Below are 18,045 nucleotides of genomic sequence, written 5' to 3' on the forward strand. Positions count from 1 at the left end.
CCTCCCAATTGTCCGCCGCGCATCGTGACACCGCCATGCGCGAAAACGCTAGTTAATGAACTAAACAATCGGATCGGAAAACGAAATAATTGCGGCAGCGCGCAACGCGCGCCGCAGCCGGGCCGCGGTGCGCTCAGGCGCCCGTGCTGCCGGTCGCGCGATGTGCGATGACGTTCGGATGGTCGCCGCGCACGCCGAAGCGCGCGATCAGCGCGGGAATCGCGTCGGCCGGCACCGGGCGAGAGAACAGGAAGCCCTGCGCCTCGATCTCGCCGAGCGCGGACAGCCACGTGATCTGCTCCTCGGTTTCCGTGCCTTCGACGACGACGGTCAGGCCGAGCGAGCGCGCGAGATGCACGATCGACGACACCATCACGCACACGCTGCGATCGTTCGGGATCGCCTGCACGAACGAGCGGTCGACCTTCAGCGTGTCGACGGAGAAGCGGTGCAGGTACGACAGCGACGAATAGCCGGTGCCGAAATCGTCGAGTGCGATCCGGATGCCGAGCTTCTTCAGCGCGACGATCTTCTCGGACACGAGTTCCGGATATTCCATCATTGCGGTTTCGGTGATCTCGAGTTCGAGCCGGTTCGCGTCGATGCCGGTTTCCTGCAGCGTGCTCGAGATCGTCTCGATCAGGTCGCCGCGCCAGAACTGCACGGGCGAGATGTTGACCGCGAGCGTCAGCGTGTCGTGGCCCTCGTCGCGCCAGCGCGCGATCTGCTCGCACGCGGTGCGGATCACGAAGTCGCCGATCGGCACGATCAGGCCCGTCGATTCGGCGATCGAAATGAATTCGTTCGCGGAGATGATCCCGTGCTCGGGGTGGTCCCAGCGCGCGAGCGCCTCGAAGCCGGTGATGTAGCGGTGCGTGAGGTCGATCTTCGGCTGGTATGCGAGGAACAACTGCCCCTCGGCGAGCGCGACGCGCAATTGCTGTTCCCAGCGCATCAGGTGGTCGGCACGGTGCGACAGGTGCGGCGCATAGAACTGGTAGCAGTTCTTGCCGGCGTCCTTCGCGCTGTACATCGCGAGGTCTGCCTTCTTCAGCAGGTCGATCTCGCTCTCGTTCGCGACGGAGTGCAGCGCGATGCCGATGCTCGCATGCAGCACGAACGAACTGCCGCGCACGTCGAACGGTTCGCCGAACATCCGGATGATCGCTTCCGCGAGCCGCACCGCGCGCCGCTCGACGTCGTCGCCCTTCATCACGACGACGAACTCGTCGCCGCCGATGCGCGCGAGCGAGCCTTCGTCGCCGACCGCATCGGACAGGCGCGACGCGGTCATCTGCAGCACGATGTCGCCGGCGTTGTGGCCGAGCGTGTCGTTGACGGTCTTGAAGTTGTCGAGATCGATGAACAGCAGGCCGAGCCGCGACAGGCTCGTCGGCATCGACACGTCGTTGCGCAGCCCGCGCAGCGTCGCATAGCGGTTCGCGAGGCCGGTGAGCAGGTCGAATTCCGCGAGTTGCGTCATCTCGCGCTCGCGGCCGAGCAGCTTGCCGATCAGGCCCGTCGCGACGCCGAAGAACGCGAGCATCGCGAGCGTGATGAAGCTCGTCATCAGCAGGTAGACGTTGCGCGTGTGGTAGTAATCCGCGAATTCCTCGGTCTGCGACAGCCCGACCATCACCGCGAGCGGGTAGCCGTCGAGGTGGCGGTACGACACGATGCGCGTCACGCCGTCGATCGGGTCGATGATCGTGCCCGTCACGCGCTCGGCGATCGGGTAGACGCCCGATGCGGAAAACGCGCCCGGCGCGTTGCTGAGCGAGCCCGTGCGCCGCGCGAGCACGCCGCCCGTGTCGGACACGACCGCGATCACGCCTTCCTTGCCGATCGCCGCGTTGTTGTAGAAGTCGTTCGTGAAATAGCTCGGGTCTTCCGACACGACGACGATGCCCGCGAAGCTGCCGTCCGGGTTGTTCAGGCGCCGCGTCATCTGCAGCGTCCAGTGGCTCGACACGCGACCGAGCACGGGCTTGCTGATGTAGAGGCGGTCGTCGTTGTGCGCGAGGTGGACCTTGAAGTGCTCGCGATCGGACAGGTTGATCGGCTGCGGATGGATCTCGGCGGTGTTCGCGAACAGGATGCCCTTCGCGTTGACGAGCGACACCTGGATCAGCGTGTCGCTCGGCACGACGCCTTTCTCGACGGTGCTCGCGAGATTGAAGCGCGCGGGCGACTTCTCGAACTCGAACTTGACGAAGCGGGTGATCTGGTCGACCTGGTGGATCGCCTTGACCGTATGCTGCTCGAGCGCGGAGGACAGGATCGCCGCGGACGCCGCCGCTTCCTTGTACGCGCTGTCCTTCTCGACCGACAGACGCGCGACGATCACGGCCCACAGCAGCGCAAGCGCCAGCATCCCGAGCAGCGGGATCGCGAATAGCGCGCGCCGGCGCGATTTGCGCGGCGCGCGCAGCGGCCGGGTCGGCGGCGTAGGGTTGGACCGGGCGGAGCTCATCGAAGAGGGTGGCGTCCTGCTCGCGTGCGCCATCCGTCGGGATGGCCGGCTATGGTTGGGGTCGCTCCGGCGTCTGTTCGTCCGCGGGATGCGCAACCATGGACAGACCTCCGAAACAACGGATTAGGCCCGATATTACTGGCTGGAACGTTTTTGCGATAGTTGGGCGAATCGGAGGGGCGCCGGACGGGCCGGCGCCATCGCACATCGCGAAATGTCAGACAGGTGACCTGAACGTGCCGTCGACGACCGTGACGGCGTGGCCGCCGATCCACGTCGTGCCGTCTTCGTCGTAGCTGACGAAGATGCGGCCGTCGCGGCCGATCGCCGTGCCCTGGCGGGCCGTATACGACCTGCCGGGCCGGCGTTCCTGCCGCGTCAGCAGCCCGGCCAGCGCGGCGTTGGCGCTGCCCGTGACGGGGTCCTCGCCGACGCCGAAGTTGCCGCCCGTCATCAGGCAGCGGATTTCGAACGTCGCGGGGCCGCCTTCGGCGTGCGGCGCGTAGACCGCGAGGCCGTCCGCGCCGTAGCGGTGCGTGAGCGCTTCCAGCGCGGCCGGATCGGGCGCCAGGCCGATGCATGCGTCGGCCGACGTCAGCCGTACGACCAGCCACGGCGCGCCGTTGTCGACCGCGCACGGCTCGGCATCCAGGTCGATCGCGTCGCTGCGCAACGCGGCAGCCAGCGCCGCGTAGTCCGAACGGTCGAGCGGCGTGACGCGTGCCGGCGGCGCGGCGAACGCCCAGCCGTCGGCCTGCTCGCGCAGCGCGACCCGGCCGACCCCGCACTGCTGGATCAGCCGGCCCGGCGTGCGCGGCTGCGCGCCGCTTTCGAGGAACGCATGCGCGGTGCCGAGCGTCGGGTGGCCGGCGAACGGCAGTTCGCCGCACGGCGTGAAGATCCGTACACGGTAGTCGGCTTCCGGATCGGTCGGTGTGCAGACGAACGTCGTTTCCGACAGGTTGGTCCAGCGGGCGATCTCGAGCATGGCGTCGTCGCCGAGCGAATCGGCGTCGAACACCACGGCGAGCGGGTTGCCCTTGAACGGCACCGACGTGAACACGTCGACCTGCTTGAAGCGGACCAGATGACCGGGCATCGCGCTGCGCCTGTTACGCGACTTCGGCGATCAGCTCGATCTCGACGCACGCGCCGAGCGGGATCTGCGCGACGCCGAAGGCCGAGCGCGCGTGCTTGCCCGCATCGCCGAACACTTCCGCGATCAGTTCCGACGCGCCGTTCGTCACGACGTGCTGTTCGGTGAAGTCGAGCGTCGAGTTGACGAGGCTCATCAGCTTGACGATGCGCGTGACCTTGTTCAGGTCGCCGGTGTGCGCGTGCAGCGTCGCGAGCAGGTCGATCGCGATCGAGCGTGCGGCCGCCTTGCCGTCTTCCGTCTGCAGATCCGCGCCGAGCTTGCCGGCCCAGACCTTGCCGTCCTTCTTCGCGATGTGGCCCGACAGGTAGACCGTGTTGCCGCTTTGCGCGCTCATCACGTAGGCGGCGGCCGGTGCGCCGGCGGTCGGGAGCTCGATGCCGAGCGACTTCAGTTTGTCGTAGACGTTAGCCATGCGTTCGATTCCTCGTAGAGAGTCGTGACAGGAAAAGGGTGGGATCAGAGGCGCTCGCGCAGCAGCTTGCCGAGGCGAGCCACGCCTTCCTCGATCTTCTCGGGCGGCACCGTGACGAACGACAGGCGCAGCGTGTTCTGCTGCGCGTCGTCCGCGAAGAACGGCGCGCCCGGCACGAAGGCGACGTGATTGTCGACCGCCGCGGCGAGCAGCTTCATGCTGTCGATCTGCGCGGGCAGGTTCACCCAGATGAACATCCCGCCTTCCGGGCGGTTCCACGTGACGCCTTCCGGCATGTGGCGCGCGAGCGCGCCGAGCATCGCGTCGCATTGCGCGCTGTACAGCTCGCGGATCGTCGGGATGTGCTCGTCGAGGAAGCCGTCCTTGATCACTTCGTGCGCGATGCGCTGGGTCAGGGTCGGCGTGTGCAGGTCGGTGGCCTGCTTGGCCTGCACCAGCTTGAAGTGGAGTTCCTCGGGGGCAATGATGTAGCCGATCCGCAGGCCCGGTGCGAGCACCTTCGAGAACGTGCCGAGGTGCACGACGTGGTCGGGCGCCATCGACAGCATCGTCGGCAGCGGCTCGCCGCGGTAGTTCAGCGCGCCGTACGGATCGTCTTCCAGCACCGGGAACGGGCTCGACTGCGCGAACGCGGCGAGCGCGCGGCGGCGCTCGACGGGCAGGCGTCGGCCGGTCGGGTTCTGGAAGTTCGGCTGCGCGTACAGGAGGCGCGCACCTTGCGTGAGCTCGGGCGTGAGGCCTTCCGGCAGCAGGCCCTGCTCGTCGGTCGGCACCTGCACGTAGCGCGGCTCGTACAGCGAGAACGACTGCAGCGCGCCGAGGTAGGTCGGCGTTTCGACGAGGATCGGGCTGCCCGGATCGATGAGTGCCTTGCCGAGCAGGTCGAGCGCCTGCTGCGAGCCGGTCGTGATCAGCACCTGCGACACGCGCACGCTGTAGCGCTCGGCGATCCACTCGCGCAGCGGCAGGTAGCCTTCGGTCGCGCTGTACTGGAGCGCGGCGGCCGGCGCGTCACGCAGCACGCGGTCGGCGGCGGCGCGCATGCGCTCGGCCGGGAACGTCGCGGGGGCGGGCAGGCCGCCGGCGAACGAGATGACCTCGGGGCGTTCCGTGACCTTCAGGATCTCGCGGATCGCAGAGCTCGTCAGCTTGCGGGCGCGTTCGGAAAGCTGCCAGTGCGGCGGATGCAGGTCGCTCGGATTCATAGTCTCCTCGTTCGGATATCGTGGTCAGTCAAGAAAGGTCGTTCGGGCGGATCGCTTCGACGCCGCCGGGTGGGCATGCGCGAGCGCGGTCGAGCCTTCGCGGCCGGGTGGGCAAAACCGATCAGGCAAAACAGTCATTATGGCGCACCTGTTCAGCCGGCGCGAGCCGGTTGCGCGGCGGTGGCGACCGCCGAGCGGCGCCCGAGCACCACGGTGGCGATCACGGCGGCCGCGAACAGCCACGTCGACGGCGTGACCGTTTCGCCGAACAGCAGCGCGGAAAATGCAATCGTGAAGAAAATCTGCAGCAGCTGCACCTGGCCGACGCGCGCGATGCCGCCCATCGCGAGCCCCGCGTACCACGCGAAGAAGCCGATGAACTGCGAAAAAAGGGTCACGTAGCCGAACGCGAGCCACGTGCGCAGCGCGAGCGGGCCCGGATGCGCGGCATGCTGCAGCCACGCGAGCCAGCCGACCGGCAGCACGAGGAACGGCGCGGACACGACGAGCGCCCAGCAGATCACCTGCCAGCCGCCGATCTGGCGAGCGAGGCGCGCGCCTTCCGCATAACCGAGCGCGCCGATGCCGACCGCGACGAGCATCAGCGCGTCGCCGGCCTGCACGGTGCCGCCGCCGTCGCGCAGCGCGAACGCGATCACGAGCGCGCTGCCGGCCACCGCGCTGGCCCAGAACGCCTTCGACGGCCGCTCGTGCGACAGCCATGCCGCATACAGCGCGACGAACAGCGGCTGCAGCCCGTTGACGACCGCGCCGTGCGAGGCCGGCACGGATTTCATCGCCCATGCCGAGAACACCGGATACGCGATGATCACGCCGGCCGACGTGATCGCGAGGCTTTTCAGCTGCGCGCGGGTCGGCAGCGGCTCGCGGCGCCACCACAGCAGCAGGCCGGCCGGCACGGCGGCGGCGAGCGCGCGGCCGAGCCCGTTGAGCAGCGGATTGAGTTCGGACACGACGATGCGCGTCATCGGCAGCGTCAGGCTGAAGATCATCACGCCGATCAGGCCGAGCAGCATGCCCCGGGTTTCGCGCGAATTCATGTCGAAGGTGTCTCCGAATTGCAGGGTGGTTGTAATGGACGGGCTTTCAGCGCAGCGTGCGTGCGCCCTGCGGCGTATCGAATTCGGCGACCAGCGCGGGCGGGCCGTCGCCGGTTTCGAGGTCGAGCAGGTGGGCGGCACCGAGCCAGTCGAGCTGCTCGCGGATGACCTCGGCGCGCGGGTGGGCGCCCTTGAGCGACTTCAGCGCGACGCCGTCTTGCGGCAGCGATTCGGCCGGATGGTGCGGGCTGTCCCATTGGATCAGCGACGGCACGAGACCGTCGCCCGCACCCTGCCATGCGGGGAACGCGCCGTCGTCGGGCACCGTGAGGCCCCAGCTCAGGTCGCCGCGCCGCATCGCGACGACGGGCGGGATGCGGGCCGGATACTGGCTCTGCCACAGCGCGAGCTGGCGCGGACGGTCGACGCGCGCGACCCAGTGCGCGAGAAACGGGCCCTGCGCGAGCCGGGCGTGCATCGCCGGATCGTCGAGCGCGAACAGCCGTGCGCGCGGCGGCGCTGCACCATCGTCCGGGGCGGGGGCATCGGGGTCGATCGCGATCACTTCGAGGTAGAGCCCGCCCCATGCGCCGAACAGCGCATTGTGGGTCCGCATCAGCGGGTGGCGGCCGCCGCCGGCCGGTTCGATGCCGAGCGCGTCGGCGACATGGCGCACGCCTTCGTCGAGCGTGCGCGCGGCGATCACGAGATGGTCGAGTGTCAGGGAACGGGCTGGCATGAACGTCGGTCGGGAAGCGAAAGTGTCATGGTAGGCGGGCGTTGCGCCGGGCGGTTGCCGGACCGGCCGGCGCACGGGCCGCGGATCAGGCTGGCCGGCGCGGCTCCAGGTGCGGCAGGGCCGGAACGGCGGCCGCACGGTCGCCGTTGCGGTCAACTGTAATCGTCGGCACCGGCACAGTAACGGTACAATCGGCGCGATAGCCTTCGGTACAGTTGGAGTTGCCGCCCCATGTCCACCGTTCCACTCGCCCAGATTCCCGTGCCGCACGATACGGCCACGCTCACGCTCGTCGACCAGCTGGTCCAGTGGGCCCGGCGGCGCATCGACGAACGCGTGTTCCGTCCCGGCATGCGGATGCCGTCGATCCGCAAGCTCGCGCTCGACAAGAGCGTGTCGCGCTTTACCGTCGTCGAGGCGTACGAGCGCCTCGTCGCGCAGGGTTACCTCGACTCGCGGCGCGGCTCCGGTTTCTACGTGCGCGAGCGCACGGCCGGCCCGCAGCCGGTCGACAACGTGGCGCGCGGATCCGAAGCCGCGCCGGTGCACAACACGATCGACGTCGTCTGGCTGCTGCGCAACATGCTGCACACCGTCAGCCCGGAAAAGGGGCCCGGTCTCGGCTACCTGCCGGGCCGCTGGCTCGACGGCGAGCTGATCACCGGCGCGCTGCGCGCGCTCGGGCGCCAGTCCGGCGCGCAGATGCTCGGCTTCGGCACGGCGCAGGGTTTCCTGCCGCTGCGCCAGCAACTGCAGACGCGCCTCGCCGAAGTCGAGATCGGCGCGACCCCCGACCAGCTCGTGCTGGTATCGGGGATCACGCAGGCAATCGACCTGATTTCGCGGATCTACGTGCGGCCGGGCGACGCGGTGATCGTCGGCGATCCCGCGTGGTTCCAGATGTTCGGCCGCTTCGCGTCGCAGGGCGCGCAGCTCGTCGGGATGCCGTACACGCCGGACGGCCCCGATCTCGACGCGCTCGAGACGCTCGTGCAGATGTGGCGGCCGAAGATGCTCGTGATCAACTCGGTGCTGCAGAACCCGACCGGCACGTCGCTGTCGGCCGCGCAGGCATTCCGGATCCTGAAGCTCGCGGAGGCATACGACTTTCTCGTCGTCGAGGACGACGTGTACGGCGACCTGTGCCCGCCGAGCTATCCGGCCACGCGCCTCGCGAGTCTCGACCAGCTGAAGCGCGTGATCTACCTCGGCAGCTATTCGAAGACGCTCGCGGCGAACCTGCGGGTCGGTTATGTCGCGTGCGCGCCGGAGATCGCGAAGGCGGTCACCGACCAGAAGATGCTGGTCGGGATGACGACGCCCGAGCTCAACGAGCGCGTGCTTTACAAGATCCTGACCGAGGGGCATTACCGGCGCCATGTCGAGCGGCTGCGCGCGCGGCTCGACGGCGTGCGCGACAAGACCGCGCGGATGCTCGAGCGCACGGGGCTGGGGCTTTTCACGATGCCGGCGGCCGGGATGTTCCTGTGGGCCGACACGGGCGTCGATTCGGACGCGCTCGCGGCCGCCGCGCACGAAGAGGGGTTCCTGCTGACGCCCGGCAGCCTGTTTTCGCCGCAGCAGTCGCCGTCGACGTGGACGCGCTTCAACGTCGCGAACTGTGGCGATCCGGCGTTGCCGGGGTTTCTCGCGCGCTATATCGATTCGGCGGTGCGGCGGGCGTCGTGACGCGGTGCGGGCCGCCGGCCCTTGAAATCCCGTCGCCCGTCCCCAGATACGCGCGCAAACCGCTGGCGCCGCGCGGTCGTCCTTCACGGGCTTGCCGGTATCGCGCGCCGGGCGCCTGCGGCACACCATTCAAGTTCAAGTAAGAGGAAACAGCATCCATGGCACACGAAACGATGAGCTTTCAGGCAGAGGTCAAGCAACTCCTCCACCTGATGATTCATTCGCTCTACAGCAACAAGGAAATCTTCCTGCGCGAACTGGTGTCGAACGCGTCCGACGCGGCCGACAAGCTGCGTTTCGAGGGGCTCGCGGACAACGCGCTGTACGAGAACGATCCGAACCTGCGCATCCGCATCGGCTTCGACAAGGCCGCGCGCACGATCACGATCGACGACAACGGTATCGGCATGAGCCGCGACGAGGCGATCGCGAACCTCGGCACGATCGCGCGTTCGGGCACCAAGGAATTCTTCACGAAACTGTCCGGCGACCAGCAGAAGGACGCGGCGCTGATCGGCCAGTTCGGCGTCGGCTTCTACTCGGGCTTCATCGTCGCGGACAAGATCACCGTCGAGACGCGCCGCGCGGGCCTGCCGGCGAACGAAGCGGTGCGCTGGGAAAGCGCGGGCGAGGGCGATTTCACGATCGACGCGATCGAGCGCGCGCAGCGCGGCACGACGATCACGCTGCATCTGCGCGAAGGCGAGGACGAGCTGCTGTCGTCGCACCGCCTGAAGTCGATCATCCAGAAGTACTCCGACCACATCGCGCTGCCGATCCTGATGCAGAAGGAAGAATGGGATCAGGAAAAGGGCGAGATGGTCCTGAAGGACGAGGACGAGACCGTCAACCAGGCGAGCGCGCTGTGGACGCGGTCGAAGAGCGACATCACCGACGAGCAGTACACGCAGTTCTACCAGCACGTCGCGCACGACCACCAGGATCCGCTCACGTGGACGCACAACCGCGTCGAGGGCCGCAGCGAATACACGCAACTGCTGTTCGTGCCGTCGCACGCGCCGTTCGACCTGTGGAACCGCGACTATCGCGGTGGCCTGAAGCTGTACGTGAAGCGCGTGTTCATCATGGACGACGCCGAGCAGCTGCTGCCGCAATACCTGCGCTTCGTGAAGGGCGTCGTCGATTCGGCCGACCTGCCGCTGAACGTGTCGCGCGAGATCCTGCAGGAAAGCCGCGACGTGAAGGCGATCCGCGAAGGCGTGACGAAGCGCGCGCTGTCGATGCTCGAAGAGCTCGCGAACGCGGAAGAGGATGCCGGCAAGGAAAAGTACAAGACGTTCTGGGGCGCGTTCGGCCAGGTGCTGAAGGAAGGCCTCGGCGAGGATCACGCGAACCGCGAGCGCATCGCGAAGCTGCTGCGCTTCGCGTCGACGCACGGCGACACCGACGCGCAGGACGTGTCGCTCGCCGACTACGTGTCGCGCATGAAGCCCGAGCAGAGCAAGATCTACTACGTGACGGCCGATACGTGGCAGGCCGCGAAGAACAGCCCGCATCTCGAAGTGTTCCGCAAGAAGGGCGTCGAGGTGCTGCTGCTGACCGACCGCGTCGACGAATGGATGCTGTCGTTCCTCAACGAGTTCGACGGCAAGCCGCTCGCGAGCGTCGCGCGCGGCGACCTCGATCTCGGCGAACTGAACGACGAAGAGAAGAAGGCGCAGGAGCAAGCGGGCGAGGCGATCAAGCCCGTCGTCGAGAAGATGAAGGAAGCGCTCGGCGACAGGGTGAAGGAAGTACGCGTCACGTTCCGCCTGACCGATTCGCCGTCGTGCCTCGTCGCGGACGACAACGACATGAGCGGCTACCTGCAGCGGATGCTGAAGGCGGCCGGCCAGAACGCGCCGGCGATGCAGCCGATCCTCGAGATCAACCCCGAGCATGCGCTCGTGAAGCAACTGAACGCCGACAGCGCCGATTTCGGCGACTGGTGCCATCTGCTGTTCGACCAGGCGCTGCTGGCCGAAGGCGGCATGCTCGACGATCCGGCGAGCTTCGTGAAGCGGACCAACGCGCTGCTGCTGTCGCGCGCCGCGTGAACGCACGCATGCGATTCGACGGCGGTCAGGCCGGCTGGCGCGAGACGCCGCGGCCTGGCTGCACGCTCGATCAGCGCGACTGGCTGACGCGCGGCGGATCGCTGACCGCGCATCTCGCGCGGCTCGGCCGCGTGAACGTGCGCGTGACGCGCGAGGCCGTCGACTGTCCGTGGTTCGACGAGCCCGACGCGCTGGCCAGTTCGCCGCGCGCACCGATGTGGGTGCGCGAGGTGCTCCTGTCGGTCGACGGAACGCCGTACGTCGCCGCGCACAGCATCGCGCCGCTCGCCGCAAGCAAGGGCGTGTGGCAGGCGATGCGGCGGCTGCGCACGCGGCCGCTGGCGGAGCTGCTGTACAGCGATCCGCAGGTCGAGCGCTCGGCGCTCGTCAGCCGGCGCGTGATCGCGGGCCATCCGCTGTATGCGCTCGCGAGCCATGCGCTCGGCGTAGGCGCGCGCGCGCCGCACGCGTTCGTGGCGCGGCGCTCGGTGTTCCAGCGTCACGGCAAACCGTTGATGGTCACCGAGTGCATGCTGCCGGCGCTGTGGCGTCATCTCGACGCGCATGGCGACGGGCCGCGCTCGGGCGGCCAGGGCGGAGGCGCGTGATGCTGCAGGGCTTCGGGCCGGTGGTCGGGCCGAATACGCATACGATGATCCTCGGCAGCTTTCCGGGCGAGGCGTCGCTCGATGCCGCGCAGTACTACGCGCATCCGCGCAATCAGTTCTGGCGGCTTTTGGGGGCGGTTCTGCGTGAGCCGGAACTGCACGCGCTCGATTACGATGCGCGGCTCGAACGCGTGTTGAAGCACGGCATCGGCATCTGGGACGTGCTCGCCGCGTGCCATCGCGAAGGCAGTCTCGATTCGGCGATCCGGAATGCGAAGCCGAACGACTTCGACTCGTTGCGTGAGCATGCGCCGTTGCTGAAGAAGGTCTGCTTCAACGGCAAGACGGCGGGGCGGTTTGCTGAAGTGATCGGCGCCGCCGGTTACGAAACGCTCGTCCTGCCGTCTTCGAGCCCGGCGAATGCTTCGCTTTCGTTCGAGCAAAAGCTGCTGCGTTGGCGCGAAGTCGAATCCTGATCGCGCGCATGCGCCATCGCTGAAGAGTGAAGCTAGAAGCGCTCGACGCGTACCTCGACCGAGTCCTTGGGCACGGTCAGCCGCGTGCGCTCGAGCAGGGCATCCGCGGGCGCGGTGCCGTCCGGGTTCAACGGCCTCACTTTGTTGAACACCACGGAAAAACGCTCCGGCGTGACGGTGGCTGACGCATAACCCTGTGCGTCGTGGTCGGCGTAGCCCAGATCGGGGTTGTTCGTCATCAGGAAGGTGTCGAGTTTGGCCGGGGTGGCGGCCAGCGACACAAGCGGCGTGCCGGCCCATGCGGCTTTCAGGTAGGAATAGAAGGACGCGCTGCTGATGCCTGCGCACACGAAATCGACGGCCACGGGCGTACCTTTTTCCGGGTCGGGGTCGTCCCGCACGACGCCGCACTGAAACGCATGCAGGTCGCCGCTGATCGCGACGACGTTGCGGATCCCCTGTTCGTTCAGGTATGAGAGCAGTTCGTGCTTGTGCGCCGGATAGCCGTCCCATGCGTCGCAATCGACCACGAGGCGTGCTGCCGGTGTCTTCGGCGCGCCCGGCATCACGGCCCACAGACGGTTCAACATCACCTCGTTGCCCCACACCTTCCAGGTCGCAGGCGAACCCTTTAGCGTGGCCTTCCACCATTGCGTCTGCTCCGGGCCGAGCATCGACGGCGCGCGACCAAGCTGCGCGGTACCCCGCGCCTCGAAGCGCTGCAGCACGTTCTGGTTGACGAAGTAGCGCGAGCCGGCTGCGTCATCGCCATTGACCGGGTCGTGTCCGTGTGCGCGCGCGACAGCCGCCTCGCTGACGACATGGTCGTCGCGATACAGCCGCTCATCCGTCATCACGAGATGCATCAGCATGCCGAAGCGAAATTCGCGATAGATACGAATGTTGGTGTACGACGGATTGTCCGGTTCGAAGCGCACGTCGCTCCAGTCCACCGGCATGTACTCCGCCCACGCGCGACTGGCGTTGCGGCGGCGCTGCGTCTCCTGCCTTTCCTCGTTGGTGTAGACCTGATGATCCTGCCAGCCGTCGTCGGAAAATTCGTGGTCGTCCCATATCGCGATCATCGGCAGGCGCCGGTGCAGCGTCTGCAAGCGCGGGTCGGTGCGATAGGTGCGGTAGAGCGTCCGATAGTCTTCGAGCGTATCGGCATACACGCGGCCATCGGCGACAGGCTTTCCGTCAGGCAGGCGCAGCGGAGGATGCGCCGCCTCGACCGCGCCGGGTCTCGCGGCCCCGACCGTTTCATAGATGTAATCGCCGACATGCACGACGAAATCGAGATCGCTTTCGGCTGCCAGCAGGCTCATGGCTTGCCAGTGATTGATGCTCCAGTCCTGGCAGGTGAGCCATGCGAAGCGAACGCGGTCGTTGGCCTCATCGGCATCCGGAGCCGTGCGCGCGACGCCGCTGGCACTCACGTCGTCGCCGGCGACGAACCGGTAGTGGTACGTGATATTCGGTGAGAGCTCCGTTACCTTCGCGCGCACGGTGAAGTCATAGGTGGCGCGTGCCCTCAGCGGTACGCTGGCGACGAGAGCCGAGAAATCCGGCCGCGTCGATACTTCGAGCCGTAACGGTACCGTGTGCGCGACGCCTTTTGCGCGATGCCGCGCGTCCTCGAAGACCGGCACGCAGCGCGTCCAGAACACGACGGAGCGATCGCGCGGATCACCGCTGGCGACGCCCTGCGGGAACCGATAGCGGCCTTTGCGCACCGTGCCGGCGGACGGGGCCGACCGTGGAACGCCAAGCGTACCGGTGGCTGCCGCAATCGTGAAAAAGGTCGACGACTTGAGGAAATGGCGGCGGTCCATCGATCCTCCCGATCGACATACTATGGATGCCGGGAGAGGCGCGTCGCGATGCAGCAGTACGCGATCGTGCCTCGCGAACCTTCAGTGCCGTTCGACTTCTCCGCGCCGAACGGCCGGTTGCGAAATCGAAAGGCGCGGCAACGGACAAACCGAACCTGATGCTGCCGCGCCACGACTCGACTCCACGGGTCAGGGCTTCGCATCGCCTTGCCTGGCGCCCATGGCCGCGGCAATGCGACTTTGTGCAGCGACGAGTTGGTCATCGGTGGTCGCCACCAGCCACAGACGTGCGTGCTCTTCGATCCGACGGTTGTGGTCCTTCAATGGACCCATCGCGGCAGCGGCCTTCCAGACCACCGGGCCGACTCGACTACTCCTGCCCGACGGCGCGCCTACCAGCAGGCAGTAAGGTCCCAGCGGAAGCGACACGAACGGAAGTGCCGGACTGGCGATCACGCGCCAGTCGGTGAAGGGTGTATCGCTGATCAGCAGCGGCGTGGGCAAGCCGTAGAGCACAGTGAAATCGTACAGCGCCAGCTGCTCTCTCATGCCGACGTAAATTCGCCGGATGTCGTCGACAACCGCCGCGCGGATCTCGTCCTCGAACATGGGTTCCTGCGCGTAGCGGGCAAATGCCTGTCGAGCCTCCGATTGATACGCGCTGAACAGGCCGATCTCCACGCAGTCCTGCACTGCGCGCTGAACCTCCGCCACGGAACCGGCTTCCTCCGGCGTGCCCAGCTGCGCAGCCCGCAAGAAGCGGGCGAGTCCCGACTCGTGGATCGCAGGACCATCCGCAGATGCATCGTCGTCAGCGTTCTTGCCCAGCGGCACGTAAATAGTTTTCTCGGCAGCGAAATGCGATTTCTTGCCTTCATCGAACTTGATTTCGCCATCGACGCAGTCCAGATAGCGAGTCCCGATTCGGCCGTGCTCCCAAACCCAATTTTTCAGGAACGGGCGTAGTGGATGTTGTCTGTCGTGATCGGCCATTGAAACCTCCAGGTTTTCCAGTATGAGCCATTCCAGCAACGCTTCCTGTCGTGCGAGGCCATGTGGTCCGTCGTCGTTCGACGGTCGTGACGCGGACCGTTCCGCCAGCGAGCTTGCCGCTGGCGATCACGCATCGCAGCGAGCAGTTGCGGCTCGACGTGGACGGGCGGAAAGGCGGCGGTCTCCATCAGGCAACTTCCTCTAACGCCGATGCGATGCATTATCGTTCACGCCGACCATGGGTGCACGCATACCGATCAACGGAGCGTAGCGGTGAATCTGCCTCCAACAGGCGCCACCCCGCACCAATGCTATCCTCTCGTCCGCTCATCCAGCGTCACCCAACGAGATTCAATCATGACCCGACTGATCAAGCGTGCGTCCGCCGAGGCGCGTGCGTTCAAGCAAGGCAAGCCGTCCTCCTACAACGGCTCCGAAAAACTCCAGCCGCCGCGCGTGAAGCGCCGCCCGGAAATCGACGAACACGACGACGTGCCCGTGCTCGAAGCGCCGCGCAAGCCGCGCTTCGCGCCCGTCACGTTCTCCGAAGAGGGCGGCGTGCGCTTCCTGCACTTCGGCACCGAATGGGTGCAGGGTGCGATGCGGATTTCGAAGCCGCTGCATATCGAACTCGAATACGCGCAGCAGATGATGGCGTGGCTGCTGTTCCTCGAAACGCCCGAGCGGATCGTCCAGCTCGGGCTCGGCACCGGCGCGTTGACCAAGTTCTCGCACCGCTTCCTGCCGCACGCGAAGGTCGAGGCCGTCGAGCTGAACCCGGCCGTGATCGTCGCCGCGCGCACGATGTTCGCGATGCCGCCCGACGACGCGCGCCTCGCCGTGCACGAAGCCGACGCCTGGGATTTCGTCAACGATCCGGCCAACCGCGGCACGACGGGCGCGATCCAGATCGACCTGTACGACGCGACCGCGCGCGGCCCGGTGCTCGACAGCGTCGCGTTCTACCGCGCGGTGCGCGGCTGCCTCGCCGACGCGGGCATCGCGACGATCAACCTGTTCGGCGATCATCCGAGCTTCGTGCGCAACATGAAGCATCTGAACGCGGCGTTCGATCATCGCGTGATCGCGCTGCCCGAAGTGCACGACGGCAACCGGATCGCGATCGCGTTCTCGGGCCCCGCGCTCGACGTGCCGTTCGCGCAGCTCGACGCACGCGCGAAGCTGATCGAGGACACGCTGAAGCTGCCCGCGCGCAAGTGGGTGAAAGCTTTGAAAGAAACGATCGGCGCACGCGATACCTCGTTCGCGATCTGACGCTTCATGCACCGGCGGCATGCCGGTGCAACCGCACGACAAGGGGCGGATCACCTCGGGTTCGCCCCCGCTTGACCGCGTGCTCGCGGCTCCTATACTGGCGCGAAGCCAGCGGAGCCGCAGCCTACCCGTTTTGCCGCTCCTCTCGCCGCCGTACCCGCTCAACAAGATCGATAACCGGGAAAGATGAGGAGACGTCATGGCTCACGATGCCGACGCCAACCGGGCCGCCAAGCGCTGGCTCTGGCTGCTGGTACTGCCGCTGATCGCGATGGTCTGGGTGCCGTCGTACAACAAGGTCGATCCGCAATGGCTCGGCTTTCCGTTCTTCTACTGGTACCAGCTGCTGTGGGTCTTCATTAGCGCGGTGATCACCGCGTTCGTGTACTTCAAGACCAAGAACGCGTGGAAGGCGAGCGGCCCGCAGGGAGGTGCGCGATGAATCTCGGCGCAACCTTCGTCTTCGTCCTGCTGTTCATCGGCGTCACGATCATCGGTTTCCTGGCCGCGAACTGGCGGCGCGGCGATCTCGCCCATCTCGACGAATGGGGCCTCGGCGGACGCCGCTTCGGCACGATCGTCACGTGGTTCCTGCTCGGCGGCGATCTCTACACCGCATATACGTTCGTCGCGGTGCCCGCGCTCGTGTTCGGCGCCGGCGCGATGGGTTTCTTCGCACTGCCGTACACGATCCTGATCTATCCGTTCGCGTTCGTCGTGTTTCCGAAGCTGTGGAGCATCGCGAAGCGGCACGGCTACGTGACGGCCGCCGACTTCGTCAACGCGCGCTACGGCAGCCGGATGCTCGCACTCGCGATCGCGGTGACGGGCATCCTCGCGACGATGCCGTACATCGCGCTGCAGCTCGTCGGCATCGAAGTGGTGATCGGTGCGCTCGGTTTCGACACGACCGGCTTCGTCGGCGACCTGCCGCTGATCATCGCGTTCGCGATCCTCGCCGCGTACACGTACACGTCGGGGCTGCGCGCGCCCGCGATGATCGCGATCGTGAAGGACGTCCTGATCTACGTGACGATCGCCGCGGCGGTCATCGTGATTCCCGCGAAGCTCGGCGGCTTCGGACAGATCTTCGCTCATGTGCCGCCCGCGAAGCTGCTGCTGAAGGCGCCGGACGCGATGAGCATGAACGGCTACAGCGCGTACGTAACGCTCGCGATCGGCTCGGCGCTCGCGCTGTTCCTGTATCCGCACTCGGTCACGGCGATCCTGTCGTCGTCGTCGGGCAACTCGATCCGCCGCAACATGGCGATGCTGCCCGCTTACTCGTTCGTGCTCGGCCTGCTCGCGCTGCTCGGCTACATGGCGCTTGCGGCGGGCGTGAAGGACATGCCGCAATACGCGCCGTACTTCAAGGCGTTCGGCCCGAACTTCGCGGTGCCCGCGCTGTTCCTCGAGTATTTCCCGTCGTGGTTCGTCGGCGTCGCGTTCGCGGCGATCGGCATCGGCGCGCTGGTGCCGGCGGCGATCATGTCGATCGCGGCCGCGAACCTGTACACGCGCAACATCCACCGCGAGTTCATCAACCGCAACATGACGCACGACCAGGAGACGCACGTCGCGAAGCTCACTTCGCTGATCGTGAAGGTCGGTGCGGTCGCGTTCATTCTCGGGCTGCCGCTGACCTACGCGATCCAGTTGCAGCTGCTCGGCGGGATCTGGATCATTCAGACGCTGCCCGCGATCGTGCTCGGCCTGTACACGCGGCTGCTCGACCATCGCGGCCTGCTGATCGGCTGGGCGGCCGGCATCGTGTGCGGCACGTGGATGGCGGTGTCGCTGAAGCTCGCGAGCTCGATCTTCACGATCCACCTGTTCGGCCTCGCGATTCCCGGCTACGCGGCCGTGTGGTCGCTGATCGTGAACCTCGTGGTGTCGATCGTGGTGAGCGTGCTGGTGCGCGTGATGGGCATGGCGCATGCGGAGGATCGCACGCGGCCGGAGGATTATCTCGACGTCGTCGAAGGCTGACGCGGGCGACTTGACGCAACAACGAAAACGCCCGCCACCGTGAGGTGGCGGGC

Annotated in this window: 15 protein-coding genes; 7 read left to right on the forward strand and 8 right to left on the reverse strand. The window is 66.9% G+C overall.

Annotated elements, in window-relative coordinates:
- Positions 1–133: 133 nt before the first annotated feature.
- From ACM6JT_RS04995 to ACM6JT_RS05020, 6 genes are all read right to left on the reverse strand, one after another.
- Complete coding sequence (locus ACM6JT_RS04995) at positions 134–2,473, reverse strand: EAL domain-containing protein (protein WP_034184793.1); 2,340 nt, start codon at positions 2,471–2,473, stop codon at positions 134–136.
- A gap of 217 nt (positions 2,474–2,690) precedes the next feature.
- Positions 2,691–3,572, reverse strand: coding sequence for a PhzF family phenazine biosynthesis protein (locus ACM6JT_RS05000; protein WP_414856057.1), 882 nt, complete (start codon positions 3,570–3,572; stop codon positions 2,691–2,693).
- A 13-nt stretch (positions 3,573–3,585) separates the two neighbouring features.
- Positions 3,586–4,044 carry a RidA family protein gene (locus ACM6JT_RS05005; RefSeq protein ID WP_006478174.1) on the reverse strand — a complete coding sequence of 153 codons (459 nt, stop codon included), beginning with the start codon at positions 4,042–4,044 and terminating at the stop codon, positions 3,586–3,588.
- Between the two features lie 44 nt (positions 4,045–4,088).
- Positions 4,089–5,270: a PLP-dependent aminotransferase family protein gene (locus tag ACM6JT_RS05010; protein WP_034184795.1), complete on the reverse strand. Its 1,182-nt coding sequence runs from the start codon at positions 5,268–5,270 to the stop codon at positions 4,089–4,091.
- Positions 5,271–5,422: 152 nt separating this feature from the next.
- Entirely contained in the window at positions 5,423–6,331 is a 909-nt protein-coding gene (locus tag ACM6JT_RS05015) for a DMT family transporter (RefSeq protein ID WP_034184796.1), read from the reverse strand.
- 46 nt (positions 6,332–6,377) lie between these two features.
- A complete protein-coding gene (locus ACM6JT_RS05020) occupies positions 6,378–7,070 on the reverse strand; it encodes a VOC family protein (RefSeq protein WP_217591080.1) in 693 nt (230 codons plus the stop codon).
- 231 nt (positions 7,071–7,301) lie between these two features.
- Here ACM6JT_RS05020 and ACM6JT_RS05025 point away from each other — a divergent pair, with 231 nt between their 5' ends.
- The 4 genes from ACM6JT_RS05025 (at position 7,302) to ACM6JT_RS05040 (ending at position 11,900) form a co-directional block, all read left to right on the forward strand.
- On the forward strand, positions 7,302–8,759 hold the full coding sequence (locus ACM6JT_RS05025) for a PLP-dependent aminotransferase family protein (protein ID WP_034184798.1): 1,458 nt from the start codon (positions 7,302–7,304) through the stop codon (positions 8,757–8,759).
- A 158-nt stretch (positions 8,760–8,917) separates the two neighbouring features.
- Positions 8,918–10,816, forward strand: coding sequence for a molecular chaperone HtpG (gene htpG / locus ACM6JT_RS05030; protein ID WP_175749739.1), 1,899 nt, complete (start codon positions 8,918–8,920; stop codon positions 10,814–10,816).
- A gap of 8 nt (positions 10,817–10,824) precedes the next feature.
- On the forward strand, positions 10,825–11,424 hold the full coding sequence (locus ACM6JT_RS05035; protein ID WP_105391020.1) for a chorismate--pyruvate lyase family protein: 600 nt from the start codon (positions 10,825–10,827) through the stop codon (positions 11,422–11,424).
- Positions 11,424–11,900 carry a DNA-deoxyinosine glycosylase gene (locus tag ACM6JT_RS05040; RefSeq protein WP_105391009.1) on the forward strand — a complete coding sequence of 159 codons (477 nt, stop codon included), beginning with the start codon at positions 11,424–11,426 and terminating at the stop codon, positions 11,898–11,900. Before ACM6JT_RS05035 ends, ACM6JT_RS05040 begins: the two co-directional genes overlap by 1 nt.
- 32 nt (positions 11,901–11,932) lie before the next feature.
- Here ACM6JT_RS05040 and ACM6JT_RS05045 read toward each other — a convergent pair whose 3' ends face one another.
- Both ACM6JT_RS05045 and ACM6JT_RS05050 read right to left on the reverse strand, forming a co-directional pair.
- On the reverse strand, positions 11,933–13,735 hold the full coding sequence (locus ACM6JT_RS05045; protein ID WP_414856058.1) for an alkaline phosphatase D family protein: 1,803 nt from the start codon (positions 13,733–13,735) through the stop codon (positions 11,933–11,935).
- A 189-nt stretch (positions 13,736–13,924) separates the two neighbouring features.
- The gene (locus tag ACM6JT_RS05050) at positions 13,925–14,728 is read right to left on the reverse strand and encodes a hypothetical protein (RefSeq protein ID WP_414856089.1); all 804 of its coding nucleotides are present in this window, start codon (positions 14,726–14,728) and stop codon (positions 13,925–13,927) included.
- A gap of 357 nt (positions 14,729–15,085) precedes the next feature.
- Between ACM6JT_RS05050 and ACM6JT_RS05055 the strand changes: the two genes are divergently transcribed.
- The 3 genes from ACM6JT_RS05055 (at position 15,086) to mctP (ending at position 17,992) form a co-directional block, all read left to right on the forward strand.
- Positions 15,086–16,003 carry a spermidine synthase gene (locus ACM6JT_RS05055; RefSeq protein ID WP_034184804.1) on the forward strand — a complete coding sequence of 306 codons (918 nt, stop codon included), beginning with the start codon at positions 15,086–15,088 and terminating at the stop codon, positions 16,001–16,003.
- Positions 16,004–16,202: 199 nt separating this feature from the next.
- Positions 16,203–16,445 carry a DUF3311 domain-containing protein gene (locus tag ACM6JT_RS05060; RefSeq protein WP_034184805.1) on the forward strand — a complete coding sequence of 81 codons (243 nt, stop codon included), beginning with the start codon at positions 16,203–16,205 and terminating at the stop codon, positions 16,443–16,445.
- A complete protein-coding gene (mctP, locus tag ACM6JT_RS05065) occupies positions 16,442–17,992 on the forward strand; it encodes a monocarboxylate uptake permease MctP (protein ID WP_034184806.1) in 1,551 nt (516 codons plus the stop codon). Before ACM6JT_RS05060 ends, mctP begins: the two co-directional genes overlap by 4 nt.
- The last annotated feature ends 53 nt before the right edge of the window (positions 17,993–18,045 follow it).

The sequence above is a fragment of the Burkholderia sp. IT-111MI5 genome (assembly GCF_949752865.1).
Taxonomy (GTDB): domain Bacteria; phylum Pseudomonadota; class Gammaproteobacteria; order Burkholderiales; family Burkholderiaceae; genus Burkholderia; species Burkholderia pyrrocinia_C.

Coding starts and splice junctions, on each gene's coding strand:
- ACM6JT_RS05060 (WP_034184805.1), top strand. CDS start 16,203: ATGGCTCACGATGCCGACGCCAACCGGGCCGCCAAGCGCTGGCTCTGG.
- ACM6JT_RS05050 (WP_414856089.1), bottom strand. CDS start 14,728: ATGGCCGATCACGACAGACAACATCCACTACGCCCGTTCCTGAAAAAT.
- ACM6JT_RS05040 (WP_105391009.1), top strand. CDS start 11,424: ATGCTGCAGGGCTTCGGGCCGGTGGTCGGGCCGAATACGCATACGATG.
- ACM6JT_RS04995 (WP_034184793.1), bottom strand. CDS start 2,473: ATGAGCTCCGCCCGGTCCAACCCTACGCCGCCGACCCGGCCGCTGCGC.
- ACM6JT_RS05035 (WP_105391020.1), top strand. CDS start 10,825: ATGCGATTCGACGGCGGTCAGGCCGGCTGGCGCGAGACGCCGCGGCCT.
- mctP (WP_034184806.1), top strand. CDS start 16,442: ATGAATCTCGGCGCAACCTTCGTCTTCGTCCTGCTGTTCATCGGCGTC.
- ACM6JT_RS05020 (WP_217591080.1), bottom strand. CDS start 7,070: ATGCCAGCCCGTTCCCTGACACTCGACCATCTCGTGATCGCCGCGCGC.
- ACM6JT_RS05025 (WP_034184798.1), top strand. CDS start 7,302: ATGTCCACCGTTCCACTCGCCCAGATTCCCGTGCCGCACGATACGGCC.
- ACM6JT_RS05000 (WP_414856057.1), bottom strand. CDS start 3,572: ATGCCCGGTCATCTGGTCCGCTTCAAGCAGGTCGACGTGTTCACGTCG.
- htpG (WP_175749739.1), top strand. CDS start 8,918: ATGGCACACGAAACGATGAGCTTTCAGGCAGAGGTCAAGCAACTCCTC.
- ACM6JT_RS05055 (WP_034184804.1), top strand. CDS start 15,086: ATGACCCGACTGATCAAGCGTGCGTCCGCCGAGGCGCGTGCGTTCAAG.
- ACM6JT_RS05005 (WP_006478174.1), bottom strand. CDS start 4,044: ATGGCTAACGTCTACGACAAACTGAAGTCGCTCGGCATCGAGCTCCCG.
- ACM6JT_RS05010 (WP_034184795.1), bottom strand. CDS start 5,270: ATGAATCCGAGCGACCTGCATCCGCCGCACTGGCAGCTTTCCGAACGC.
- ACM6JT_RS05015 (WP_034184796.1), bottom strand. CDS start 6,331: ATGAATTCGCGCGAAACCCGGGGCATGCTGCTCGGCCTGATCGGCGTG.
- ACM6JT_RS05045 (WP_414856058.1), bottom strand. CDS start 13,735: ATGGACCGCCGCCATTTCCTCAAGTCGTCGACCTTTTTCACGATTGCG.